Source organism: Rhodanobacter lycopersici (assembly GCF_040812335.1).
Classification (GTDB): Bacteria; Pseudomonadota; Gammaproteobacteria; order Xanthomonadales; family Rhodanobacteraceae; genus Rhodanobacter_A; species Rhodanobacter_A lycopersici.
The window spans coordinates 191,478-215,538 of sequence record NZ_JBFOHK010000006.1; the positions used below are offsets into that span (position 1 = coordinate 191,478).

Below are 24,061 nucleotides of genomic sequence, written 5' to 3' on the forward strand. Positions count from 1 at the left end.
GCCCGCATATCGTCCGCCATGACCGATAGATTCGAACTCGTCGCGCCCTACCAGCCTGCCGGCGACCAGCCCGAGGCCATCCGCCGTCTGAGCGAAGGCTTCGAGGCGGGCCTGGCCGCGCAGACCCTGCTGGGCGTGACCGGTTCGGGCAAGACCTACACCATTGCCAACGTGATCCAGCAGGTGCAGCGGCCCACCATCGTGATGGCGCCGAACAAGACGCTGGCGGCGCAGTTGTATGGCGAGTTCCGCGAATTCTTTCCGAACAACGCGGTGGAGTACTTCGTCAGCTACTACGACTACTACCAGCCGGAAGCCTACGTGGTGGCGTCGGACACCTTCATCGAGAAGGATGCTTCGATCAACGAGCACATCGAGCAGATGCGGCTGGCGGCGACCAAGGCGCTGCTGTCGCGGCGCGACGCGATCATCGTGGCCACGGTGTCGGCGATCTACGGCCTCGGCAATCCCGAGGATTACCTGTCGCTGCGGCTGATCCTGGCCAAGGGCGAGCGCATCGAGCAGCGCCAGCTGATCCGCCAGCTCACCGAGCTGCAGTACACCCGCAACGAGATGGAGCTGCGCCGCGGCACCTACCGCGTGCGCGGCGAGATCATCGACGTGTTTCCCGCCGAATCGGAAACCGAGGCGCTGCGCATCGAGCTGTTCGACGGCGAGGTGGAAGGGCTTTCGCTGTTCGACCCGCTCACCGGCGAGACGATCCGCAAGGTGCCGCGCTACACGGTTTACCCGCGCACGCATTACGCCTCCACGCGCGAGAGCGTGCTCAACGCGATCGACACCATCAAGGACGAGCTGAAGGAGCGTTTGGAGGTGCTGTACCGCGACAACAAGCTGGTCGAGGCGCAACGGCTGGACCAGCGCACCCGCTACGACGTGGAGATGATGGCCGAGGTGGGCTACTGCCAGGGTATCGAGAACTACTCGCGCCACCTTTCCCGGCGCGCACCCGGCGAGCCGCCACCGACCCTGTTCGATTACCTGCCGGCCGACGGCCTGCTGGTGGTGGACGAGTCGCACGTCACCGTGCCGCAGATCGGTGCGATGTACAAGGGCGACCGTTCGCGCAAGGAGACCCTGGTGGAATTCGGCTTCCGCCTGCCGTCCGCGCTGGACAACCGCCCATTGCGCTTCGAGGAGTGGGAAGCGCGCGTGCCGCGCGCGATCTACGTCTCCGCCACGCCGCGCGAGTACGAACTGCAGAAATCCGGCGATGCCATCGTCGAGTTGGTGGTGCGTCCCACCGGCCTGGTCGATCCCGAGGTGGAAGTGCGCCCGGTGCGCACCCAGGTGGACGATCTGCTGGGCGAGGCGAACAAGCGCATCGCGATGGGCGACCGCGTGCTGGTCACCACGCTGACCAAGCGCATGGCTGAGAACCTCACCGAATACCTCTCCGAGCACGGCGTGAAGGTGCGCTACCTGCACTCGGACATCGAGACGGTAGAGCGCAGCGAGATCATCCGCGACCTGCGCCTCGGCGAGTTTGACGTGCTGGTGGGCATCAACCTGCTGCGCGAGGGCCTGGACATGCCGGAGGTGTCGCTGGTGGCGGTACTCGACGCCGACAAGGAAGGCTTCCTGCGTTCCACCGGCTCGCTGATCCAGACCATCGGCCGCGCCGCCCGCAACGTGCGCGGCAAGGCCATCCTCTACGCCGACGAGGTGACCCGTTCGATGCAGGCGGCGATGGACGAGACCAGCCGCCGCCGCGAGAAGCAGCTGGCCTACAACGAGGCGCACGGCATCACCCCGAAGACGGTGCAGCGGCGCATCGCCGACATCATGGAAGGCGCGCGCAGCGAGGCGCCGGCACGCGGCCGCGGCAGCAAGGGCCGGCAGCGCGCCGTGGCCGAGGCGGCGGCCAGCTACGAGGCGATGGACCCGGCCAAGGCCGCCGCCGCGATCAGGAAACTGGAAGCGCAGATGTACAGGCACGCCCAGAACCTGGAGTTCGAGGACGCGGCGAAGCTGCGCGACCAGATCCACAAGCTGCGCGAGCAGATCCTGCGCTGACCTGGCCCCGGCCGGCCGAACTTGTGGACAGCCGGGGAGTCGCCTATACTGCGCGGCTCGCGCGGCCTGCCGCCACGCGAATCGGGCGGTTAGCTCAGCGGTAGAGCACTACCTTGACATGGTAGGGGTCACAAGTTCGATCCTTGTACCGCCCACCACCTTCGAACCAGCAACGGCGCGGCTTTCGGGCTTTGCGCCGTTTCTGTTTCCGGCGTCGACTGACCCCGCACTGACCCCGCGGAGCCAAGGCACGTCTTTCGCGAGATCAGTCAGCCATGCATCGAGCGCCTTGCGGGCCTTTCCGAGGTAGGCCGGGTCGTACTTGGCATAACCCCCCGTTGTGGCTGCCGCCTCGCCCCTCTTGTGGCCGATCAGCCCTGAAACTTCCCAGCCGGGCACGCCGCGGCGCCGCAATTCCGAGGCGACCGTGTGCCGCAGCACCTTGGGAGCAAACCACGTAGGCAGCTCCGCAGCCTTCCTGATCTTCCTCCATGTCGTTCTGATCGACCCTACAGGGCGCCCGCACCAGTTGACATAATGCGAAGCTGCGCTGCATGTCTTGAGGTGCGCTGCCAGCACGCGGGTGAGGGGTACCACTGGGCGGTACTTCTTCGTCTGGCGGCGCCCGGCCGGGTTCAAGTGGATTAGCTTGTCGTCCCACTGCACCTGGAAGGGCTGGAGATCCAGTGCTGCATCCCCGCGGCACCCTGTGCAAAGCCGGATCAGGGTGTACGTCCGCATGTGTTTCGGCATGGGGGTGTTCAGCAGCGTGACGAGTTGAGCGCGGCTGGCATGGTGCGGGTAAGCCTCACCACCCTGCGGCAGTTGCACGAACGGAACCTGACGCACCTCGCCGCGCTTCCATGACCGGTTGAGCGCAGTCTGACCCACGCCGATGACGCGCCGCACGTAGCCGTCGCTGTAGCCCTTGCTGGACAGCCAAGTTGTGAAGTCTTCTTGTGCGCCGGCGGTGAGATCGGTAATCGTCCTGGTGTCGCCCCAATACTCGCGCCAGAGCGTAATGGAGCGCTTGGCTGTGTCGCGGCTTGGCAAGAACTGCCCGCGTTGCAGCCAGTACCGGTCGATGCACGCCACGATCGGCATGTCGGACGGGTCCGCATCGCGAATATCGGCCAGCTCGAGGATCAGCTCTCTTGCTTTCCGCTGGGCATCTTCAAGGCTGCTACAGCCCGTAGCGCGGCAGACTTTTCGTCCGCGCTCCCGCCACTCGAGGTAGAGCTTGGTCGTACCCTTGCGTGCGACGATGGCGTACTCGTCGGTGATGCGATAGATGACGCGGGACATGTACACACCTTCAGGCAGGCTAACAAATGAGTTTCGGTGAAGCGTGTGGACTGGCCGATCTTGATGCTCTCCAGCCGTCCTTGCCTTCGCCAGCGTCGAAGGGTGATGACCGATTTGCCAAGGTATTCGGCGGCTTCGGTCTCGGTGTACAGGCGGGGGAGGGGGGTGGCATTCATCACGATCTCCACTTGAGGTGTGGAGATCGTGCTACACACATCCCGGTCGGTAGGGCGCAAAACCCCTCATTGAATGGGCCGTATGTCGACCATGTGGGCCGTTTAGCCTCTGGTGCGCTTCCGGTGCCAACCTTGTGAAGGTGGCTGCATCACTTTCCGTGTTGATGAATCAGCCATGGAGAGTTCAGATTGTCAGAGGTTTCCAATCCAGCACACTTTATTGAATGCGCGAGTCCCGTAGATGGGCGTGCGAGAGGGCGCTTGCTTAACGTATTTTTGTTTCGCACCGACAAGCGCGGTGATGGCCTCTGCGAAGGTGACGTATTCATGGCTTGTCATCTGGCGGAGCCGTGTTGGAGGTTACGACCAGCGTAAGCTGGCCGCGGGGCGCCAAGGCTTCGCAAGCGATGCGGAACTCATCCGTGGTGCCATAGAGGCATAGGTAGACGAGTTGACGCTCCAGTGCTTCACGGTCACCTGGTATGAGCTGCAATTTCGGTCGGTCGGTTTCGTTCATGGCTTTCGGCGTGCGGCTGCATCAGCGACTGCGCCAACGATGCAATGCCTGGAGGGATCTCTCGCCGAGTTCCATGGCCACGATCCCCAGTATCCAGAGAACTCCTGCGATTAGCAGGGTGGCGATACCACCAGCGAAGCTCATGTCCGCCAGTAGCATGCCGCCATAGTCGAACCAATGGCGTGGCGACAGTTCAGGAGTGAACCCTTGGACCGCCCATTCGACCCAGGCAAACAGGCCTACGAGCATGCACAGGAGAGGTACGCCAAGGGTCAGGCGAAGCCAGGCGGGAGCTTGGTTGGTCAGGTCGTTGTTCGACACGGGTGACTCCTCATGCAATGGGGACGGAACAGGGAAGTCGTTGGTTTCAGCGATTGAGCTGGCGGCGGCATGACTTGATGAGGATGCCCCCCAGCGTCATCGCGACGAGGCCAAGGCCCCAGAGCACCGCTACGGTAGACCCGAGAAGAATCAGGCCAAGGAAAATCAGTGCACATGTCGTCCCTACCCGATTGAGCCAAAGGATCGGTGCAAGCTCGGGTGGTTTGCCGGCGATGGCCCAGACGATCCAATCGGCCAGGAAAAGAAATACGGCCAGGACAGGTAGACCGATGAACAAGCGCAGTTCGCTGGAGGATTGAGTGTCTTCGATGCCGTCGTCCATTTCGTCGCCGGCTTCGGAAGGTTGATCATGGGACATGGATGTGATCTCGGTGGTGGACGAAGTGTTCGCCATGCACTTCAACGTTGCGGGTTTCCCAGCGGCCTGGGGTGTGGAAGCTACGAAAGCACTAAAGCCGAATTGCGCAAGCCCGCGGACGCCGCTTCAACAGGCGGCGCTATGGGGTTGGCGTACGAAGACAGGACGAACGTATTTCCTGGGCTCGCAGGGTCTGCGTCCGCGCGGGACGCCGGGACATATCAGCAGGTCACGAGTCTGTCCGGGGCGGACAAAGATGTGAGATCCCCCGTCCGGGGCGGACAGTGATAGCGCCTACCGTGTCCGGCACGAACGCTGGCGGGTATCAGGGAGGCGGGGGCGCAATCGGGCTTCCGTGGTAGGCCGGTATCCACTCCGCAATCTGGAACTCCTCATGCGCCAACGGGGCGTTGACGTCGTTCCACTTTTCGGACACGTTGAAACTAGAGACGGGTCAGCCTTCCTGCCGATGTCGATTTGCTCACCCGCATGCGGCGGCACGTCTTCGTGATCCGGTTGGAGATCGGCAAGCATGCCTGAAGGCAGCGAAGTCCCCCCGCCTTCCTCACGCGACCGACATATCCCGCGGAAGCTCATAGGTGTCCGTACGCCGGATCAAACGTACCACTGGACCGAGGCTCGATGAGCAGGTGGATGCAGCATGATCAGCGAGCTGACTGGGCGCGCGAGAAGATAGGTGCGCAAGTGGTGTGCGCGGGTCTACTTGCGCACCTATCTATGTAGATAATAGGTGCGCAAGTAGAGCCACAACAGGCCAGAGGTGCTGTCGGTAGAGAGGTGCTTCCAGTAGGGCTTGCGCGTACGACCGATCATGGTATCGAGGTGGTAAGCCATCCCGGAGGATGTGGAATTCGCCATGACCACCACCGTCACCAATCCTTTTCCTGGCGTCTACAAGGCCGCGTACCTCGAAGAACTGGGTGTCACCGTCGAGGAGTTCGCGCGCGACCCGGAAGCCGCACTCAATCGCGTTGGCCAGTACGACGCTTGTGCCCTGATACAAGCCGGGCTCCGCCCGCTGATGCCCTTGCAGGTACGCCTGCGTCAGGCGTTGGAGAAGCAGTGGGAAGCAGAAGGTACGCCGGTCGCACGAAATCCGCCGCCAAGTCCGATCCTTGCCAAGCATCGCCAGGCTCGGGCGACTCTCATCGCATAAGCCATCCCGTCATCGTACGGTCGATGATGGCTGCAGGATGCGGCATGGCAGTTGGACGGCGACGTTGACAGTCCGGAAGTTTCTAGCGGACGCAACGCCATGGGTCGTACGACGGAAAAATAATTCGGGCGTACGACCGAAAGAAATTCAAACGCGCAGAAGCTTTTTTGGATCGTACGATCCAAAATTTTCTGCTCTGGGGAATGTCAATCGGCTGGTATGCCGCACCGGAGGCTGCGCCGTCGACGGTCGATGGAGTGACTCTTGCGCATGGCAAATCGGAAGTCAAGCGCCGCCCTGCACTTTTACGTCGATCGGAAAAGAGAACGTCCCAGTTGCAGGTTGGCGAGCCGCTGACTCCATGGCAAGAGGGTGCTTGCGTGATCGAGCGAATGTGTTGGGGTAAGGGCAGTCCACACCCATGGGGTCGTTATGTGTAACTGCCGCTTGGCATTCAGCAACACGGCTACCGAGTTGTTCGAGGCATTGAACTGGGTGCATCGCACGGGATGGCCCACACGGGAGATGGATGCCATCACCGCGATGCGGAGCTTCGATACCTGTAAAGCCCGTAGGGGCCCATTTACGGAATTCGAAGATCTCGCGCTTTGCCTTTGGGCAGTTTTCGGCGACCTGTATGGCGACGAGGTTGCGGGTCACTTGGCCGTGATCTTCCTCGTCTCGCTGGAGGATCGCCTCTGCCATGGCGACGACGAGGCGCGCAGGAGGCTTGAGCCATGGGGCGAAGGGCGCCAGCTTTGACGATAGGTCGTACGACGTAAATTTTCCCTGCAGCACCTGTTTGCGGGTGGGTGCACTTTCACGAGGAGACACGGCTATGAAGCACGGGTTGGTTCGTTTGACAGTATCCGCGCTGATGCCGGTGTGGCTGCTTGGATGCAACGCGAACGGCGTCGCGCCGCGGGGCGCCACGCCGTCGGCCGGTACCATATCGATGACCACAGTGGCTCCTGACCAGACGCGTATCTGCGAAGTGAACAAGTGGCAAAAGGACGTCACTGCGGCGGCCTGCACGGCCGGCCAGAAGGTGGTGTTCCTGCCGGACAGTTGGGGCAACGAGCAGCTCCCCATCCTGTTCGCGGCGGTCAATTGCGACCTGCGCTATGCCGTGGCGCTCACCAACGGTGGTGTGACCTGCATCTATGCCGGGCCGCTGGCGCCGGAACACCACGATGCCTCCCCGGCACCGACGGCTTCTACGGCGCCGCATCCGGCCCCGTTGCATTGATCGGAGGTGTCGCATGGAAGGCACGATCAGCAGTTTCCTGCCCAGCAAGGGCTACGGCTTCCTGCGTGGCGACGATGGACGGGATTATTTCCTTCATTGCAACGACATCGCCGAAGCGCAGGCCGTCGTCGAAGGCCAGCGCGTGGCCTTCGAGGAATCGACCACGCCCAAGGGATATCGCGCACGCTGCGTGCGCCCGGTGGCGCTGACCGGCGCGGCACGCTACGTCTTACCCGGGGGGGTGTTGACGTCGCGCAGCGCGACCATCAAGGGCTGGGAGGTGCTGGTACGGAGCCACTGGTTGGTGGCTGGCTCATCGCGTGATTCGCCCGAGGCGGCCATGCGCATGCTTCGAGACCGAGCGCATCGCATTGGGGCCACGGCGGTGCTGGAGGTCGAATACAGCAAGACGCGAGGGTCGGAGCCGGGTACCGGGCACGGCACGCATTACTTCACCATCCATCATTTCGATGGGCGTCCGGTGGTGATTGGCAAGCCCAGCGTCCATGGCACCCATCCCCTGGGCGCGTTGATGGGCTTGGATGGGCAGGCGGCGAAGCTCAAGAGGGAGCTGGTGGGCAAGACGCGGCAGTCTCGGGTTACTGCAACGCTTGTCGCTGCCTGCATGCTTGCGGTGGCCGGTTCCATGGGCCTTGTGGTGGGCGGCATCATTGGTTTGTTTGTGTTCTTGTTCGCGGCCATTGTTTCCATAATGGCCTGGTCGGCGATCGCCAAGGATCACGACAGTTGGCTCGCATTGGACGACTAGCTGGTTGCTGAAAAACGCCCATTTGGGGTGCTCGTAGCATTGGCTGGAATCGGCCCATGATGATCGAGCCGAGATGGAGAGGCGCCGTCTCGATCTCCGATGCATTTTCGTCGGTTCTGCCACCTTCCGCCGTGCTTCCATGCTGGTTTTCCAGACGGCAGGCGCAACTGCCCAAGGCTCTCATCAACACCAAGTTGTAGCCGGTCATCGCCAGCATGAAAACCTGATCCACTTTCACTGCGCCGTGCACCATCATTTGGCGGATCGGGTCGGTGATTTGACCATCGTGCTGACGCTTGGCCACGAGTAATCGTGTCGCAAAAACCTGCTCGTTGACACACGGGTCTACGCAGCGTTAGTTCTAAAAAGCACCGTGCGCACCGCGCGGTCTCAGGGGACAATACGATGCGTGCACGTTGGCAAGGGAGCTGCCTGGGGGCAGTGAAAGTGCTGTTTGACTGGCGTCCTGGTCAGTCGGTAGCCCCTGACGGAAGACCTGCAAGGTCAGCCCAAGACGATGTGCTATCGCCGCTCGGCGAACCAGTGGATTCGCCTGCCGAAGCAGGCTCGATGGTGGAAACACGGCGCAGTTGGCGCCCGGGAATGCGTCACGCAGCGCGGTACCAATCCACGACAGCAGGCAGGCCAAGATGGAACCTCGCCCTTATCGCATTGATTGCAGGGTGTGCGCTCTCTTCGATGGTTCTGGGCGATGACGCCAAGCCAGACGTTACCAACCTCGCTGGCTCCACTGTCACCGCGTGGGTCCTGGATGATGGTGGTGGCTTCCCCATCAATTACGACGAAATTGGCTCCGGCAGCGGCTATTTTGTGACCGCGGTTGGCCCCCGTGGTGGTGGTTCGGTCCATACCTCGACCAACACACAATCCACGGCCAACCTGAACAACGACAAGAATCCGAAGACCGGTTGCGATCACAGTGATACGACGAGCGCGGTCGCCGATGGCGACCCCATCGACACCAGTTCGGGCAGCAAGATCGAGGAAGTCACCGACTTCGCACTGCCTGGCGAGATGGGTCTGAGGTTTGTCCGCTATTACAACTCCCGCTATACCTGCGCCGGCAGCGCGACCTGCATGGAGAGCATGGGCGCCTGGACCACCAATCTCGATTATCGGCTGTTCCTGAGCTGCACCCAGCCGCCAGCCACGACCAACACCACGAATGCCATGTCGCCGGACCAATTGCCCGGTGGCGGCATGCCTACACCTTGCGGGCCGGCCAACTACTACCGGCCGGATGGCTCTGTGCTGACCTTCACGTCGACCTCGGCCTTCTATGGCATGCCTGGCACCACCGAGGACCTGCCCGGGCCCTTCAATGGTGCGGGGACGGCCACGCTGACCAACAACGGCAACGGTACCTACACCGTCCACGATGAAGACGCCCGCGATCTGACCTTCAATGCACAGGGCACTCTCCTGTCGATCACGGATGCGTCCGGCATCGGCTGGACGCTGACCTATCCCGATGCGAACACCGTGGTGGTCACGCATACCAACGGCCAGTCGTTCACGCTGCATCGGAGCAGCTCGCCCACCACGTACGGCACCGCCAAGCAGATCAACGTCACCGATCCGGCGGGCAACGTCTATGTCTACCAGTCCACTACCGGCGTGCTCGATTCCACGATCGAGCCGGTGAGCCAGATCGGCGTCATCGATTCGGTGACGCTGCCCGGCTCGCCCAGCACGGTTGTCGGTTACCAATATTTCCCGGACAACACCACGCCGGGCACGGGCACCTATGCCCAGCTCGAGGAAGTCGACTACAACGGCGTCGCCCACGACGTCACCACGTACGACAGTGCCGGCCGCGCCAACATGAGCAGCCTGGCCGACGGCAACGAGAAGACCTCGATCGTCTACGGTTCGACCAGCACGGGGCCGACGGCCACCGTCACCAATCCGCTGGGCCACGTCTCGGTATACCAGTTCAACAGCAGTGGATTGCTGGTGTCGGTGACGGGCGATGCGTCCACGCACTGCGCCGCGACGTTTGCCCAGGACAGCTACGACGCCAACGGCAACATGCTGTCGTCCACGGACAACAACGGCAACGTCACGGCCTACACCTACGACGCGGCGGGCCTGCTGCAGCAGAAGATCGAAGCCCGGGGCAGCGCCGTGCAACGCACCACGGACATCGTGTGGGACTCGACCCCCGGCACCGTCCGGCCCTTGTCGGCCACCGTCGAAGGCTATGCGAAGACGGCCTACGCCTACGACGCGCACGGCCGCTTGGCCTCGGTGACCATCACCAACCTGTCCGGCAACGGCACCGCGAACCAGGCGTTGGCCACCACCTATACCAACACCCTGTACGGCAATGGCCTGGTGCAGACCCGGACCGTGGTGCACCCTTCGCCGAACAACAGCAATACGGACGTCTACACGTACGATGCGCAGGGCCATCTGACCTCGGTGGCCAATGGGCTGGGTCAGACGACCACGTACAGCAACTACACCGCCTTGGGCAAATCCCAGAAGATCATCGGCCCGAACGGCGACGAGACCGACTTCACCTACGACGCACGCGATCGGATACAGACCAGGACCACCCATCCCAACGGTGGCACCGCCACCTGGACCTATGGCTACGACGGGTTCGGTCTGCTGGCAAGCCAAACGGAACCGGACGGAGTCGAGACCCAGTGGAACCGCGATGCGGACATGCGCGTTCGCACGATCACCCATACGGAAAAGGACGGCACGTCCACCGAGACGATCGGCTACGACGCCAACGGCGACGTGACCAGCCAAGTCATTACCCGTGGCAGTGTCACGGCGCTTTCCGAGAGCATGCGCTACGACGAACTGGGCCGTCTGCTCGAAAAGGACGGCGCCAATGGCCAGAAGCAGACCTACCAGTACGACCTCGACGGCAATGTGTCCTCGGTGACCAACGCGCTCGGTCACACGGTCGCCTACCAATACGACGCGCTCAATCGCGTGAAAACGGTCACGGAGTCGGGCGGAGCCAGCCTGGGCGTACCCACCCTTGGTCTGCCTGCCAGCAGCAACAACGGCAGCTATACCGTGAGCTGGAGCGCCATGAGCGACACCACCAGCTACACCCTGCAGGAACAGGTCAATGGCGGCGGCTGGAACACGATCTACACCGGCGGCAACACGTCCATGGCCATCAGCGGCAAGGGCGACGGCAGCTATGGGTACCAGGTGCAGGCCTGCAATGCCGGCGCTTGCGGCAGCTGGAGTGCCACGGCGACGATCAGCGTGCTGTTCCCGCCGCCGGCACCGGCCAGCCTGAGTGTTCCGGCCACCAGCAGCGGCTCGGTCGCGGTCAGTTGGCCGGCCGCCAGCACGGCCAGCAGCTACATCCTGCAACAAGCGCTCAATGGCGGTGCCTGGAGCCAGATCTATAGCGGTGCGGCCCTCGCGTATACCCAGAAAGAAACGACAAGCGGCAGCTATGCCTTCCGGGTCCAGGCCTGCAATGCCGGCGGCTGCAGCAGTGCGTACACGACGAGCACCAGCGTGACGGTCACGATCCCGCCCAGCACGGCACCGAGTCTCAGCGTGCCGGCCACCAACGGTAGCGGCAGCTACACGGTGAGCTGGGGGGCTGTGAGCGGCGCCACCAGCTACACCCTCCAGAAGCAGACCAATGGCGGCGGCTGGAGCACGGTGTACAGCGGCGGCGGTACCAGCACCGTACCCAGCGGCAACGCCTGGGGCGCGACCTATGGGTTCAAGGTGCAAGCGTGCAATGCCGGCGGGTGCGGCCCATGGAGCGCCGTCGGGACGGTGGTGCTGGTACCGGCGCCGCCAGGCAGTATCTCGGGCCCTGGCCAGGTGCCGTCCCCCGGCGCCGCGGAGATTTCCTGGGCCGCATCAAGTGGAGCCACCAGCTATACCTTACAGCGCACCAACCTCGCATCGGGCGGACCATCGACGATCTACAGCGGCTCGGCAACGAGCTACATCAACAGCGGCCTGCCACCAGGCGAGTACGACTATGCCGTGAATGCCTGCAACGCAGCGGGATGCTCGGGCTGGACACAGCCGACCACCGTCAAGGTGTACGTGAACTGCCCCGCCGGCGCCGCGGCAGCCACGGCGGGTGCCATGGAACCCCTCGTGATCAAGTGTCCTTCCGACACCGCGTCGGCGGCAGTCAAGGCAGGTACGCCATGATCCGGCCGGCCATGGTGAGCGCAAGTGGACAGGGGGCATCCCGAACGATGCGGGATGCGCGCAAGGGTCTGCGGGATATGATCATGAACAAGGCAGTGCGTGGCGCGATGCTCGAGAGGCGGGTTCTGGCCAAGGTCGTGGCCGTGCTGTGCGCTTGCGGGAGCGCCGGCATCGTCCTGCCGGCGATGGCCTCGACCACGGTCACGACGTATACCTACGACGCCGGCGACCATGTCACCACGGTGACCGACCCGCGCGGTCTCATCACCGTCTACAACTATGACGGCCTGGGTCAGCTGTGGGGCGTGTCCAGCCCGGATACCGGCACCACCACGGCCAGCTACGACGCATATGGGCGGCGCAGCAGCCTGACCCGCGCCAACAATGTGACGACCACCTACGGCTACGACGCCCTCAACCGGCTTACGACCATCAGCGCCGGCGGGCAGACCCAGACCTTCGCCTACGACAGCTGTACGCACGGCGTGGGTCGCCTGTGCACCGTCAGCGACGCCGCCGGCTCCACGGCCTACAGCTACACCCCGGAAGGGTGGATTGCGGGGCGCGGCTTCTCGATCGCCGGCACCGCCTATTCGCTGGGCTACGGCTACGACGCCATGGGCCATCTCGCCACCGTGACCTATCCCGACGGCGATCAGGCGGCCTACAGCTACAGCGACGGCGTGGTGTCCGGCCTCACGTTCACGATCGGCGGCACGCCGCTCACCGCGGCGAGCGGCGTCACCTGGCAGCCGATGAATGCCGCGCTGGCCAGCTGGACCTCGGGCAACGGCCTGGCGAACACGCTGAGCTACGACGCCGACGGCCGCCTCACGGCGATCAACACGCCGGGCGTGGAAAGCCTGGGCTTCAGCTACGACACGGCCAACCGCATGGCCGGGATCGACAATGCGCTCGATGGCACGATGAGCCAGGACTTCGACTACGACGACCAGTCGCGGCTGGTGGCGGCGTACTCGGGGAGTGTGGTGGCCAGCTACGGCTACGATGCCGACGGCAACCGCATCACCAGCGTGCAGGGCGGGACCAGCAACAGCACGGGCTACAGTGCCACCAGCAACCGGATCGTGAGCACCACCGGGACCAATCCCCAGACCTATGGCTACGACGCACTGGGCAATATCACCACGCTGGGTGGTGTCACGGTCTACCAGTACGACGCCTTCAACCGGATGAGCGCGGCGGGCGGGATGAGCTACTACGTGAACCCGGAAGGGCAGCGGCTGCGCAAGTCGGGGAGCCTGGGGACGACCTACTTCGCACCGGATGCCAGTGGCCCGCTGCTGGCGGAGAACGACAGCGGCGCGTGGATCGACTACCTGTGGCTGGGTGGCCGGCTGATCGGGCGGGAGGTGAACGGTCAGCTGGAGGCGATCGGCGACGACCAGGTGGGCCGGCCGCAGGTGGTGACGAATGCATCGCAGGTGGTGGTGTGGAGCGCGCAGAACTGGCCGTTCACGCAGGCCGTGACGGTGTCGAACTCGGCGCCGTTGAACCTGGGCTTCCCGGGGCAGTACTACGATGTGGAGACGGGGCTGTGGAACAACGGGTTCCGGGATTACGACTCGACGCTGGGGCGGTATGTGGAGAGTGATCCGCTGGGGTTGAATGGCGGGGTCAATACCTATGCCTATGTGGGTGGGAATCCGCTGACGAACATCGATCCCTATGGGTTGTGGACGTTACAGCTGGGATTCTCGCTTCAATACAGCTTAACGATTCCTGGTACGAGCATTGGAATTTCAGGAATGATAGGAATTGGAGCGGCATTTGACAGCCACGGTCAGATCGCGCCTTATTTCTACGTACCTAACGGGCCAGGAGGTAGCATTGGCACAAATGGAGGGTCTGCGGGCGTTCAAGTTGAGGTGTCGAATGCTGATACCGTATACGACCTCGCCGGTCCATTTACAAATATTGCAGCCTCTGGTGGCGATGGGATGGGTGGAAGCCTTGATGGATTTTGGGGGAAAGATCACACTGGGTGCCAAAATGTAATTGGCGGTGGTTTAACTCTTGGCGGTGGTGTTGGCGCAAATGCATTCATGGGTCCAACCACAACAACTTTGGGTCCAGTAGGCCATTTATGGTGAACGTCAATAAGCTATTAACGATCATCAAGTGGTTTTTGGTGTCCATATGGGCAATAGCTGGTTATTTACATATGCACTATTACAGTATATTCACAAAATATGGAAGCGATAAAGCAACTTTGACGCATCCGATTGAAATTAACGATCACGGGTCATTAGTATATGTTACATCATATCAAGATCATCTCTTAACTTATTTAATATATATATCCGTGGCTTGTTTCATTGTCGCCGTAGTAATGGATTTATATCAACGCAAACATTTCCAGCGTCGCGGAGAGCAATAGTTTCCCAAATGGAAGATCTGATTTTTCCTCTCGAAAATGGTGGTTCACTTTCCGCCACGTAGCGAGCGGAAATGGTGTCAGAGACAATTCCGCCATGGGCCATCTCGCCACCGTGACCTATCCCGACGGCAACCAGGCGGTCTACAGCTACAGCAACGGCGTGGTGTCCGGCCTCACGTTCACGATCGGCGGCACGCCGCTCACCGCGGCGAGCGGCGTCACCTGGCAGCCCATGAATGCCGCGCTGGCCAGCTGGACCTCGAGCAACGGCCTGGTGACCTGCCCCCAGCGTGGTTCCTTCCTTCACTCCGGCGAGGGTCAACCGATCCAGCGCTCCGTCGCGTTCCCCAGTGCCGTTGGCATGGCGGACATCCACCCCGATCACCAGGCCATGGCGGTTCTCCATCAGGCTGTTGGCCAGGTAGCTGAGCTTCGTCTCTTAGCCTTTGCTCTTGCGGATCAGTCGGGCATCCGGATCGGTGGTTGAGCATGCGTGTCGTTGCGGCGCTTTTCGCCGTGGAAGTCGTCATCGTTTACAGCAGAAGTGCTTCAGATCAGTCCAAAAATTCTGTGCATGTCGTTGACGCTGGACCATTGGATCTACGGGCATGGCTACGCGCTGGACTACTCACGCCCCGGCAAACCAACCAAATGGATGTCGCTCTCACGATCAGGTCCACGAAGGCGGGCAGAGGAGCCGGAAATTGCCTTGGTTCTGGGAACGGGTATTCGTGGAATACGCCCTTATCGAATGAAGTCGAGAATGCTCGAAGCGATTTCGCCTGCGCTGGCACGGTTGGTGACCAGACTGATGTGGTTGTTCCGCACGCTCATCCAGCGACTGGCGTCGTTCAACGAAGCCTGCCGCCGATGCAGTCCGTGGATGGCATTCCAGTATCTCCCGGTCTTTTCGTCGCTCATGAGCAGCTTCCGCAGCCAGGAATTGACCAGTTGCTCGGGGGCGCAGCTGATGACCAGTCGTGGACATTGCGTGGCAGCCTCGGACGCCGTGATGATCCGGCGCATACCGTCGAGCAACCTGAACTCTTCGATGGAACCGCTCAAGGAGCGCACCAGCCACCCGGGTGTGCGCTTTATCCGCGCGAAGGTCTCCGGTGGCAGTTCCTTGGCCGTGTGAAAGAAGATGGGACCGTCAATCTTCAGCAGCGCGCACAGCTGCATGAAGCGGCCTACCAAGGGCATGATCCGAAATGACCGGTCGATGAGTTCGTGGTCGAACTCGGACGTCGGATCAATCTGGACAATGGCGCGGACCATGGCTGGTGCCTGGGCCGCATGCAGCGCTGCAATCAGTCCGCCGTACGAATGTCCGACCACCACCACGGGCTGTTGGATGCCAAGTGTTGAAAGCAGCGCGAGCAACTGTTGTGTCAAGGCTGTCGGTGTCAGCGGCGCAGTGCTGCGGCTGTCGCCAATACCGGCGCGGTCGTAGGAAAGCACGCGCACGTGCGGCGACAGTGCTTCCTCCAGCCACACTGCATATGACAACGAGGCACTCCAACCGTTTTCGAAGACCACGACATGCTCGGCGTTCGCCGGGCCGGTCAGTTGATAGTGCAGCACGCCACCTGGAACAGCTGCATCGCCTTCCTGTCTAGGAGGCCGGTGGTCATTCGATATCTGCGGCATGTGGGTCATGTCGTTGAAACTCCGGTGCCCCAGCAGAAGTTCGGGCCGACGATCACTTGCCCGGATTGGTAGTTGAACCCGCCCATGCGGTCATTCCTGAGCAGCAGCGGGCTGTCCAGGTCCACGAAATCGCAGAATTGCGCCAGCACGTGCGCCGGGGCCATCGATAACGAGGTGCCACCCATGCAGCCCACCATGAGGCCGAGGTTCTTCGCCCGCGCCGCTTTGGCCAGCGTCAGCCCCTCGGTCAGGCCGCCGCATTTGTCGAGCTTGATGTTGATCATCTGATAGCGACGGGAGGCCTCCTCCAGTTCCCCTAGGTGCAGACAGGATTCGTCGGCGCACAAGGGCAGCGGCGCCTTGTAGCCCTCGAGCGCCGCATCCTCGCCGCGTGGCAGGGGTTGCTCGATGAAGATTACGCCCAGCTTTTGCATGGGTGCCATGACTTCTTTCAATTGCTCGAAGCTCCAGCCCTGGTTGGCGTCCACCGTCAGGCGCGCGTCGGGACGGCGCTTGCGGATGGCCTCGATTCGTTCCACCGGTCGGTTGCTATCGAGCTTGACCTTCAGAAGAGGGTGGGGTGCCCTGGCCGCTTTTTCGGCCATCTCCTCCGGCTCACGCTCGATGCCGATGGTGTAAACGGTTTCCATCGGTGTGGCGGCTACACCCGCCAGGGCCCAGGCCGACTTACCCGAAAGCCTGGATTCCAGATCCCACATGGCCATGTCGATGCAATGGCGGGCGCCGCCCGGTTTCAAAAGGTTCTGCAGGCCTTCACGGTTGATCCCGCCCTGGATCTCCGCCCGCACGCTTTCCAGTTGTGCGACGACCGCCGGAAGCTGATCGTCGGTGTAGTAAACGCCCAGCGCCTCGCCGCGCCCCACGTTTCCGTCCTCGGCCAGCTCAGCCACGACGCAGTCGAATCCCTCGAAGGTACGCCCGGCGATATGGAACGGCTGGAGCAGGGCCCATCGTTCGACATGGAAGCTGAGGACTTTTTTCATGAGATTGGGGGCCACCGTTGAGGTCCGCTGTTAGGGTACGTCGCTGCCGTGGATTGAGGAATTTTGCAGCTCGCTCCATCCATCACTTGCTTTTGCGATCGATGTTCGTATACGTTAAACGAACGTCGTTCGTATATCAACGCCCGCCACAGGAGCGAAGGACATGAAGAAAACCCCAGTTGCCCTCCCTGACAAGTCCGACGCAACGACCGCAGTACCCGGCCGAAAGCCCATGTTTCAGAAGGAGCAGGTCGTCAGGGCCGCGCTGGATCTCGTGGAACGTGACGGCCACGAGGCCTTGTCGATGCGGGCCATCGCTGCGGAACTGGGCACCGGCGTGGCAACGCTCTACAACTATTTCGGCTCACTGGCCGAGCTCAACGATGCGTTGGCAATCACCTTGCTCGACGAGATCCCGCTGGTGGATGCGAATGACGTCCAGGAAACCCGCCGTCAGCTCATGGAGTTGGTGATTGCGTACGCGAACGTGGTGGAGCGCCATCCGAACTTCGTGCAGATGGTGGGTGCGCTTGCCGACAAGAAGATCATGCGCATATTTGATTCGACGCTGCAGGCCATGCTCGATGCGGGCGTCGATGTCGAACGCGCCACCGTCACCTGGTCCGTCTTGAGCGGTCTGGCGGTATCCCATGCAGCTTCAGGTCGCAGGGTCGATCGCACCAGACAAAGCGACATTCGCACGAAGTTCAAGGATCTCAACGCACTGCAGGTGGCGGTCAAGACCGGGGTCTTCAAGCTCAGTCACGATGAGTGGTTTCGCCAGATTCTGGATCTGACGATCGATCGAATGCTGCCAGAACTCAAGGCCAAAACCCCCAAGACCGCAAAGGCGAAGACCCCTTGAAACTCAGTGAATACGCGGCGCATGACGCCACCGGCCTGATGGAGCTGGTCAAGCGCGGCGAAACGTCACCCGCCGAGTTGCAGCAGTGCGCCATGCAGGCCATTGCGCAGCTGAATCCATCGCTGAACTTCATGTCGGGCCCGGCCGCCGTGGGCGAACACGGCAGCGGCCCGTTTGCCGGACTGCCCTTCCTTTTCAAGGAAAGCCATGGCTGCAAGGGACAGCCCATGATGCAGGGATCGCGATTGACCGCCGACCTCAGCGCGTCCGCCGATTCCGAGTTCGTCGCCAGGCTCAAGCGCGCCGGCGTAGCCCCGCTGGGTGCGACGACGGCGCCCGAGTTCGGGCTCTATTGCTCCACCGAATCCACACTGCACGGCGCCACGCGCAATCCATGGAATCTGGGCCATTCAGTGGGGGGCTCCAGCGGTGGGTCTTCCGCCGTTGTGGCTGCAGGCGTGGTTCCCGTCGCGAGCTCCAGCGACAGCGGCGGGTCGATCCGCGGCCCTGCGCATTGCACCGGCACCTTTGGGCTCAAGCCCAGCCGCGCGCGCAACCTCCTCGATGGCAAGACCGATGGCGGGCTGTTCCCGTTCATCAGCTACCACGTAACCACGCGGAGCGTACGCGATTCCGCAGCTTTTCTTGACGTTCTGCAGGGCGCTTCGCTTGGATCGCGCTACTCGGTGGCTCGTCCCGATCGTCCTTTCCCTCAGGAAGTGGGCGCCGACCCGGGCAAGCTGCGCATCGGCATCCTTCGCTCCTCCCCGCTGCTTACACGCCTTCATCCGGACTGCCAGACCGCCATCGATATGGCCGGCAAGCTTTGCGCAGATCTCGGCCATTCGGTCGAGGAGGGTTCTCCCGATTTGGACTGGAAGGTGCTCATGGGAGCGTTTCTTCCGGCGATGATGTCGGTGCTGCCTCACAGCATTGCAGCCCTGGAATCCCTCACGGGCCGCACGGCGGGAGTCGACACGCTCGAGCCGATGACGCTCCGCGCGCTCGACTACGCAAGGACTTTGACCGTCCCTGATCTGTTCAAGGCCGACGCGGTTTTTCAGATTGCACGGCAGGCAGTAGATCGCTTTTTCCTGGATTTCGACGCATGGATCACTCCCGCCGGCGTTTCACCTGCGCCGCGGATCGGGGAGTTCGATCCGGCCGCGAGCAAGGAAGGAGTCATCGAATACGCGCACCGCACCTTTGCGGATTACGCCGCGTTCACTCCCTTGTTGAATGTCACCGGCCATCCGGCGGCCTCGGTGCCTCTGCATCACGGTGCGGTGAGCGATCTTCCTGTTGGCGTACAGATCGTCACGCGTCTCGGCGACGAGGCAACGCTGTTGCGCCTGGCCTCGCAGTGGGAAGCAGCGATGCCCTGGCGCAACAGGCATCCGTCGCATTCCATCTTCAAAGGCTGATCTGGCTACGCGCTCGAATCTTGGTCATTCACAAGCGGCAAGGAGGAGGGGGAGAACCATGTATCAACGATCAGTTGTCAGAGATACCCGTTCACCGGCGACGTCAGAGCAGGTCTTGTCAAAGGCACCATCGGTGCGCGGCACTGACGTGCGGTATTTCCGTTCTTGTCCGGGACTCGAGTTGCGTCAATGAACGCCTTCGCCTCCGTCTTGGACAACATTTTCGATCCGCTTGATTCCGGAAGTGCCCCCGGCGGTTCCGTTGCCGTGGAAATCGATGGCAACGTCGTCTACAGCCGCGGTTTTGGCCTGGCATCGATGGAATCAGGTCTGGCCAATACCCCGCGGACCCGCGGTCGCATCGGATCGACCACCAAGCCATTCACCTGCCTGTCGGCGATGCTCCTGGCCGAAGACGGCCTCCTTGATGTGGATGCACCGTTGCGGCGGTGGATTCCAGAACTGCATCCGGAACTGCCGCCGGTTACGGTGCGGCAGGTCATGAACCATACCGCCGGCCTGCGCTGCTGGGTCGATCTGCTGATGATCACCAGTGGCATGTTGGCGAATTTCCCCGAGTCAGAGGTGTTGCCGTTGATCGCGCGGCAGCGTGGGGCGCAGTTCGAACCGGGCAGTCGTTTTCTCTACAGCAACACCGGAGCGCGGCTGCTGTCGTTGCTGATCGAGCGGGTCAGCGGCAAGTCTTATGAAGCATTCTTGCGCGAGCGCATCTTTGCTCCGTTGGGGATGTGGGACACCTGTCTGCCGTCCAGCGAGTACGAGATGCTGCCGGCGCTGGCCTGCCCCCACATCGCCACTGGACAGGGTTTCCGCCGCGGCATGATGCCGAGCACCGTACTCGGCGAAGGTGGACTCATTTCCACCGTGCACGACCTGATGCGCTGGACGGCGTTTTTGCGCCATCCGCATATCGGCAATGCCGCGACCTGGCGCGAGATGCTCACGCCGGCGCACTTTCCGCAGGGTAAGGATGGCAGCTACGCGCTGGGCCTCGTGGACGAGTTGCATCGCGGTACGCGGGTGCTGCATCACGCCGGCGCGGTCGTTGGCGCCAACTCGCAAATGCTGGTGGTGCCGGAACACAAGCTGGGTCTGGCGATTCTGGTCAACCGTTCGGACATCAGTGCCACTGAACTGGGCTGGAAAGTACTTGATGCCTTGCTTGGCGAAAAGCTGATGCCAGCCGCGCCGACTGCCACCGGAGCGACCGCTGCGGCAGCCGGGTTCTATGTCCATGCCGAGAGCGGTCGCACGATGGCCCTGGAGGTCGTCAACGAGCGCCTGTGCTTCGATCACCAAAGCCAGTATGCGCCGCTCACCGTCGATGGCGATGCCTTCGTGCTGAACCAGGTCGGCTTCAAGACGACCCGCCTGAAAGTGGTGGGCGAAGGGAGTGATGCAGTCGTGCTGCTTGAGCAACCTGACAGCGCCTTGCAATTCGATCGAAAGAATCCCGTGGACAGCCTGCCTTACCTACAACGCATGAGCGGACGCTATTCCAGCGTCGAGACGGACACGGAAGTCCGCATTCATGCCGAAGGTCCGGCGCAATTCGAGATGCGTGGTCCTTATGGCCGCAGCCTGTGGCGGCTGGAGGCGCTGGATGTCGGCGCACAGGAGCACGAAGAGCTTCCCGAATTCTGGCTGCTGCGGCCGTTGGATCCGGCGCCGGTGCGCTGGGTCGCCATGCGCCTGATCGTGCGCGGCGGAGCAGTCCAGGCACTGGAAATCAACACGCCCCGTACTTGGGCATTGCACTTTGACCGGATCTGATCCCATGCCAATTCAAGCTGTCAGAAATCTGTTGGGGAATGCCGCAGGGTCGAGGTCGCTTTCCGTCTCGCCAGAGTGGAAGGTGCTGGGCGGATTCGGCGTGATCATGATGCTCAGCGGTGGCGCGCTGTGGGCTTCGACGCTGGGGATCTTCCTGGCGCCTCTCGAGCGCGATCTGGGCTGGAGCCAGACGCAGATCTATCTCGGCGTGACCATCTGCTATTTGACGACCCCAGTCTTCGCCCTGCTGGTGGGATGGCTGCTGGATCGCGGGCATGCCCGGCGCATCATCATCGGAGCCGTGCTGATGGAAGCGCTGGTCTTCCTGGGCATGAGCCGGATGGGGCACGGCATAGGCATCTACTACGCACTGTGCATCCTCATGTTCGGCACCGTGCTGGGCGTGACACCGGTGCCCTTGACCAAGGTGATCAACAGCTGGTTCGTCGACAAGCGGGGCATGGCGCTCGGCGTTCTTTTCTCGCTCAACTATGCCGGGGCCATGGTGGCACCGCTGGCTGCGCTGTCGATGATTGGCCAACTTGGCTGGCGCCACACCTATGCAGCATTCGGCGCCTTGGTGTTGATCCTTGCCATGGGCGCCGCGCTGCTCTGGGTACGCGTCAATCCGGAACAGACGCTGCCCGTGGCGGAGATCGTGCCGCACAAGCCGGTGGCAGGACAGCGCAGGGCGCTGTTGGAGGCGATCCGGCAGAAGGAATTCCTGATCGTCGCGGTCTGGCTGGTGCTCTACGGTTATTCATTCAACAGCATCAGTTTTCATCTGGTGCCGATGCTGGAGGAATATGGTCTGTCCGCGGCCAAGGCTGCCGTGGCGCAAGGGCTTGTCGGCTTGGGCGGACTGAGTGGCAATCTGCTGGCCGGCGTCCTGCTCGACCGCATCCGGGCCTCGCGACTGGCGACACTTTTTGCTCTGTTTCCTCTGGCCGGAATAGTCATGCTGGCCCTCTGGCCCAGCCAGGCCAGTGGCTACGTTATGGCAGTCAGCCTCGGACTCGCGGTCGGCAGCGAAGGCACGATTCTCATGTACCTGGGCGGGCGCCTTTTCGCTCCGGCGATCCTGGGCACCGTCATGGCATTGCTGGTCATCGTCGTCACCATCGGCGCGGCGTCGGGACCTGCGGTCGCCGCGCTGCTGCACGACCACTTCGGCAGTTACCACCAGCTACTCGCATTGAATGCCCTGACCTTCCTTGTCAGCGCACTGATGCCGTTCGGCCTCAAGGCCTATCGCTATTAGATCGTCCTGGCCATGGGGATCCCAGAAATCATGTCAGCACAAACCTTCACGCCCGGTGCCAGGCTTGGCCAGTTGGCTGCGGAAAATCCGGATGAACCCGCACTCCTTGTCCAGCAGATCGACGGAACCACGTCCACCCTGACCCGCAAGGAGCTTGACGCGTGGTCGAACCGATTGGCACATCGGTTGGCGCATGACGGCGTGGGCCCGCGGACGTTTGTCGCCATCCATGTTCCCAACAGCCTCGAGCATGTCGTCGCCACCCTTGCGGCATACAAGCTCGGCGCATGCCCGATGCCGATCAGCCACCGCATGCCGGAGGCCGAGCGCGATGCACTGCTGGCGCTGGCGGCGCCGGCCACCATCATCAGCGATGCTGGCGAACTCGCCGGCATCAGTCGCCGCGACATGCATTCACTGGGCGGCTATCCGGATCAGCCACCGAGGGATGCCGTACCGCAGCCTTACAAGGCCATTGCGTCGGGCGGCTCCACCGGCAAACCCAAGCTCATCGTCTCGCCCGGCGCGTTCTGCTATCCGGCCGCTCAGCATCCTTTCGCCCTAGTGCTTGGTTTCAACGCCGGCGATCGCCTGTATTTGCCGGGACCGCTTTATCACAACCAGGCCTTTCTCTTCGCTCAAGTCGCCTTGTTTGCGGGCGGTAGCGTGATCCTCAACGAAAAGTTCGATGCCGATCAGGCGCTGGCCACAATCCATCGTTACCGACCCACCGTGCTCAGCCTGGTGCCGACCATGATGTCGCGCATGCTGCGCGCGCCGGGCTTGGCGAATGCCGATCTGAGCAGTGTTCGATCGATGTGGCACCTGGCTGCGCCCTGTCCAGAGTGGGTGAAGCGAGGCTGGATCGACTTGCTGGGCGCGAGCCGGGTCAACGAGCTGTGGGCCGCCACCGAACTTTCCGGCGTCACCATCATCCATGGCGAGCAATGGCTTCAGCATCCCGGTAGCGTCGGCCGCGGTTGGAATACCGAGATCCGGATTCTCGATGCCGAGCGCCACCCGTTGCCGCCGGGCGAAGTCGGCGAAGTGTTCAGCCGGTTCGCGGGCGGTCCGGCGCAGTACCGATATCTCGGCGCCCCGGCTCTGGAAACCGTCGAGGACGATTTCACCAGCGTTGGCGACCTGGGCTATCTCGACGCCGAAGGCTACCTGTATCTCGCCGATCGCCGGGTCGACCTGATCATCACCGGCGGTGCCAACGTGGTCCCCGCGGAAGTGGAGTCGGTGCTGACACAGCATCCCGCGGTACGTGACGCCGCCGTGATCGGCCTCAAGGACGACGACTTGGGACGTCGCGTACATGCCCTTGTCGAACTCGCCGTCGGCATCGACGTGTCCGTCCTGTCGGAACTGGACCTGCACATGCGCAAGCTGCTGGCCGGCTACAAGGTTCCGCGCAGCTACGAAGTCATTCCCGCGTTGCCGCGCGACGAGGCCGGAAAAATCCGCAAAAGCGTGCTGCGCGACGAACGGGGCGGCTGATCCCGGGTTATCGGGGTGGACTGATGGGCTGCACGTTCAATCGGAGATTT

At 62.4% G+C, this 24,061-nt stretch carries 19 protein-coding genes, 1 tRNA gene and 1 pseudogene; 13 read left to right on the forward strand and 8 right to left on the reverse strand.

The annotated features are described in order from the left end of the window. Positions 1-18 precede the first annotated feature (18 nt). Together uvrB and ABQJ54_RS18755 are read left to right on the forward strand one after the other, a co-directional pair. On the forward strand, positions 19-2,037 hold the full coding sequence (gene uvrB, locus ABQJ54_RS18750; RefSeq protein ID WP_367855854.1) for an excinuclease ABC subunit UvrB: 2,019 nt from the start codon (positions 19-21) through the stop codon (positions 2,035-2,037). Positions 2,038-2,120: 83 nt separating this feature from the next. Beyond that, positions 2,121-2,195: transfer RNA gene (locus tag ABQJ54_RS18755), tRNA-Val, on the forward strand. Here ABQJ54_RS18755 and ABQJ54_RS18760 read toward each other — a convergent pair. From ABQJ54_RS18760 to ABQJ54_RS18780, 5 genes are all read right to left on the reverse strand, one after another. Further along, positions 2,146-3,141, reverse strand: a complete 996-nt coding sequence (locus ABQJ54_RS18760) for a tyrosine-type recombinase/integrase (RefSeq protein WP_367855883.1) — start codon at positions 3,139-3,141, stop codon at positions 2,146-2,148. The two genes, ABQJ54_RS18755 and ABQJ54_RS18760, sit on opposite strands and share 50 nt — an antisense overlap. A 41-nt stretch (positions 3,142-3,182) precedes the next feature. Further along, a complete protein-coding gene (locus ABQJ54_RS18765; protein WP_367855855.1) occupies positions 3,183-3,518 on the reverse strand; it encodes a helix-turn-helix domain-containing protein in 336 nt (111 codons plus the stop codon). 325 nt (positions 3,519-3,843) lie between these two features. Next, positions 3,844-4,035: a hypothetical protein gene (locus ABQJ54_RS18770; protein ID WP_367855856.1), complete on the reverse strand. Its 192-nt coding sequence runs from the start codon at positions 4,033-4,035 to the stop codon at positions 3,844-3,846. 21 nt (positions 4,036-4,056) lie between these two features. Further along, on the reverse strand, positions 4,057-4,356 hold the full coding sequence (locus ABQJ54_RS18775) for a hypothetical protein (RefSeq protein ID WP_367855857.1): 300 nt from the start codon (positions 4,354-4,356) through the stop codon (positions 4,057-4,059). A gap of 46 nt (positions 4,357-4,402) precedes the next feature. Next, positions 4,403-4,771 carry a hypothetical protein gene (locus tag ABQJ54_RS18780; protein ID WP_367855858.1) on the reverse strand — a complete coding sequence of 123 codons (369 nt, stop codon included), beginning with the start codon at positions 4,769-4,771 and terminating at the stop codon, positions 4,403-4,405. Between the two features lie 841 nt (positions 4,772-5,612). Here ABQJ54_RS18780 and ABQJ54_RS18785 point away from each other — a divergent pair. From ABQJ54_RS18785 to ABQJ54_RS18810, 6 genes are all read left to right on the forward strand, one after another. Next, on the forward strand, positions 5,613-5,912 hold the full coding sequence (locus ABQJ54_RS18785) for a hypothetical protein (RefSeq protein WP_367855859.1): 300 nt from the start codon (positions 5,613-5,615) through the stop codon (positions 5,910-5,912). Between the two features lie 525 nt (positions 5,913-6,437). Then, the gene (locus tag ABQJ54_RS18790; RefSeq protein ID WP_367855860.1) at positions 6,438-6,674 is read left to right on the forward strand and encodes a hypothetical protein; all 237 of its coding nucleotides are present in this window, start codon (positions 6,438-6,440) and stop codon (positions 6,672-6,674) included. Between the two features lie 76 nt (positions 6,675-6,750). Beyond that, a complete protein-coding gene (locus ABQJ54_RS18795) occupies positions 6,751-7,161 on the forward strand; it encodes a hypothetical protein (protein ID WP_367855861.1) in 411 nt (136 codons plus the stop codon). A gap of 13 nt (positions 7,162-7,174) precedes the next feature. Then, complete coding sequence (locus ABQJ54_RS18800) at positions 7,175-7,930, forward strand: cold-shock protein (protein ID WP_367855862.1); 756 nt, start codon at positions 7,175-7,177, stop codon at positions 7,928-7,930. Positions 7,931-8,629: 699 nt separating this feature from the next. Beyond that, positions 8,630-12,109 (forward strand): DUF6531 domain-containing protein, encoded by a 3,480-nt coding sequence (locus tag ABQJ54_RS18805; protein ID WP_367855863.1) that lies wholly within the window; start codon positions 8,630-8,632, stop codon positions 12,107-12,109. Positions 12,110-12,192: 83 nt separating this feature from the next. Further along, positions 12,193-14,223, forward strand: a complete 2,031-nt coding sequence (locus tag ABQJ54_RS18810; protein WP_367855864.1) for an RHS repeat-associated core domain-containing protein — start codon at positions 12,193-12,195, stop codon at positions 14,221-14,223. A 615-nt stretch (positions 14,224-14,838) separates the two neighbouring features. On the opposite strand, the pseudogene ABQJ54_RS18815 reads toward ABQJ54_RS18810, so the two are convergent. From ABQJ54_RS18815 to ABQJ54_RS18825, 3 genes and pseudogenes are all read right to left on the reverse strand, one after another. Further along, positions 14,839-15,035, reverse strand: a pseudogene (locus ABQJ54_RS18815) (hypothetical protein); the annotation flags it as partial. A gap of 219 nt (positions 15,036-15,254) precedes the next feature. Beyond that, positions 15,255-16,169, reverse strand: a complete 915-nt coding sequence (locus ABQJ54_RS18820; RefSeq protein WP_367855865.1) for an alpha/beta fold hydrolase — start codon at positions 16,167-16,169, stop codon at positions 15,255-15,257. Next, a complete protein-coding gene (locus ABQJ54_RS18825) occupies positions 16,166-17,164 on the reverse strand; it encodes a dipeptide epimerase (protein ID WP_367855866.1) in 999 nt (332 codons plus the stop codon). The genes ABQJ54_RS18820 and ABQJ54_RS18825 overlap by 4 nt, the downstream gene beginning before the upstream one ends. A gap of 163 nt (positions 17,165-17,327) precedes the next feature. Between ABQJ54_RS18825 and ABQJ54_RS18830 the strand changes: the two genes are divergently transcribed. The 5 genes from ABQJ54_RS18830 (at position 17,328) to ABQJ54_RS18850 (ending at position 24,011) form a co-directional block, all read left to right on the forward strand. Beyond that, positions 17,328-18,029, forward strand: a complete 702-nt coding sequence (locus tag ABQJ54_RS18830) for a TetR/AcrR family transcriptional regulator (RefSeq protein WP_367855867.1) — start codon at positions 17,328-17,330, stop codon at positions 18,027-18,029. Then, positions 18,026-19,453, forward strand: a complete 1,428-nt coding sequence (locus tag ABQJ54_RS18835) for an amidase (RefSeq protein ID WP_367855868.1) — start codon at positions 18,026-18,028, stop codon at positions 19,451-19,453. The genes ABQJ54_RS18830 and ABQJ54_RS18835 overlap by 4 nt, the downstream gene beginning before the upstream one ends. Before the next feature lie 189 nt (positions 19,454-19,642). Then, the gene (locus tag ABQJ54_RS18840; protein WP_367855869.1) at positions 19,643-21,247 is read left to right on the forward strand and encodes a serine hydrolase domain-containing protein; all 1,605 of its coding nucleotides are present in this window, start codon (positions 19,643-19,645) and stop codon (positions 21,245-21,247) included. Between the two features lie 4 nt (positions 21,248-21,251). Then, a complete protein-coding gene (locus tag ABQJ54_RS18845) occupies positions 21,252-22,508 on the forward strand; it encodes an MFS transporter (RefSeq protein ID WP_367855870.1) in 1,257 nt (418 codons plus the stop codon). Between the two features lie 30 nt (positions 22,509-22,538). Beyond that, positions 22,539-24,011 carry an AMP-binding protein gene (locus tag ABQJ54_RS18850; protein WP_367855871.1) on the forward strand — a complete coding sequence of 491 codons (1,473 nt, stop codon included), beginning with the start codon at positions 22,539-22,541 and terminating at the stop codon, positions 24,009-24,011. The last annotated feature ends 50 nt before the right edge of the window (positions 24,012-24,061 follow it).

Coding starts and splice junctions, on each gene's coding strand:
- uvrB (WP_367855854.1), top strand. CDS start 19: ATGACCGATAGATTCGAACTCGTCGCGCCCTACCAGCCTGCCGGCGAC.
- ABQJ54_RS18760 (WP_367855883.1), bottom strand. CDS start 3,141: ATGCCGATCGTGGCGTGCATCGACCGGTACTGGCTGCAACGCGGGCAG.
- ABQJ54_RS18765 (WP_367855855.1), bottom strand. CDS start 3,518: ATGAATGCCACCCCCCTCCCCCGCCTGTACACCGAGACCGAAGCCGCC.
- ABQJ54_RS18770 (WP_367855856.1), bottom strand. CDS start 4,035: ATGAACGAAACCGACCGACCGAAATTGCAGCTCATACCAGGTGACCGT.
- ABQJ54_RS18780 (WP_367855858.1), bottom strand. CDS start 4,771: ATGGCGAACACTTCGTCCACCACCGAGATCACATCCATGTCCCATGAT.
- ABQJ54_RS18785 (WP_367855859.1), top strand. CDS start 5,613: ATGACCACCACCGTCACCAATCCTTTTCCTGGCGTCTACAAGGCCGCG.
- ABQJ54_RS18790 (WP_367855860.1), top strand. CDS start 6,438: ATGGATGCCATCACCGCGATGCGGAGCTTCGATACCTGTAAAGCCCGT.
- ABQJ54_RS18795 (WP_367855861.1), top strand. CDS start 6,751: ATGAAGCACGGGTTGGTTCGTTTGACAGTATCCGCGCTGATGCCGGTG.
- ABQJ54_RS18800 (WP_367855862.1), top strand. CDS start 7,175: ATGGAAGGCACGATCAGCAGTTTCCTGCCCAGCAAGGGCTACGGCTTC.
- ABQJ54_RS18805 (WP_367855863.1), top strand. CDS start 8,630: ATGGTTCTGGGCGATGACGCCAAGCCAGACGTTACCAACCTCGCTGGC.
- ABQJ54_RS18810 (WP_367855864.1), top strand. CDS start 12,193: ATGAACAAGGCAGTGCGTGGCGCGATGCTCGAGAGGCGGGTTCTGGCC.
- ABQJ54_RS18820 (WP_367855865.1), bottom strand. CDS start 16,169: ATGACCCACATGCCGCAGATATCGAATGACCACCGGCCTCCTAGACAG.
- ABQJ54_RS18825 (WP_367855866.1), bottom strand. CDS start 17,164: ATGAAAAAAGTCCTCAGCTTCCATGTCGAACGATGGGCCCTGCTCCAG.
- ABQJ54_RS18830 (WP_367855867.1), top strand. CDS start 17,328: ATGAAGAAAACCCCAGTTGCCCTCCCTGACAAGTCCGACGCAACGACC.
- ABQJ54_RS18840 (WP_367855869.1), top strand. CDS start 19,643: ATGAACGCCTTCGCCTCCGTCTTGGACAACATTTTCGATCCGCTTGAT.
- ABQJ54_RS18845 (WP_367855870.1), top strand. CDS start 21,252: ATGCCAATTCAAGCTGTCAGAAATCTGTTGGGGAATGCCGCAGGGTCG.
- ABQJ54_RS18850 (WP_367855871.1), top strand. CDS start 22,539: ATGTCAGCACAAACCTTCACGCCCGGTGCCAGGCTTGGCCAGTTGGCT.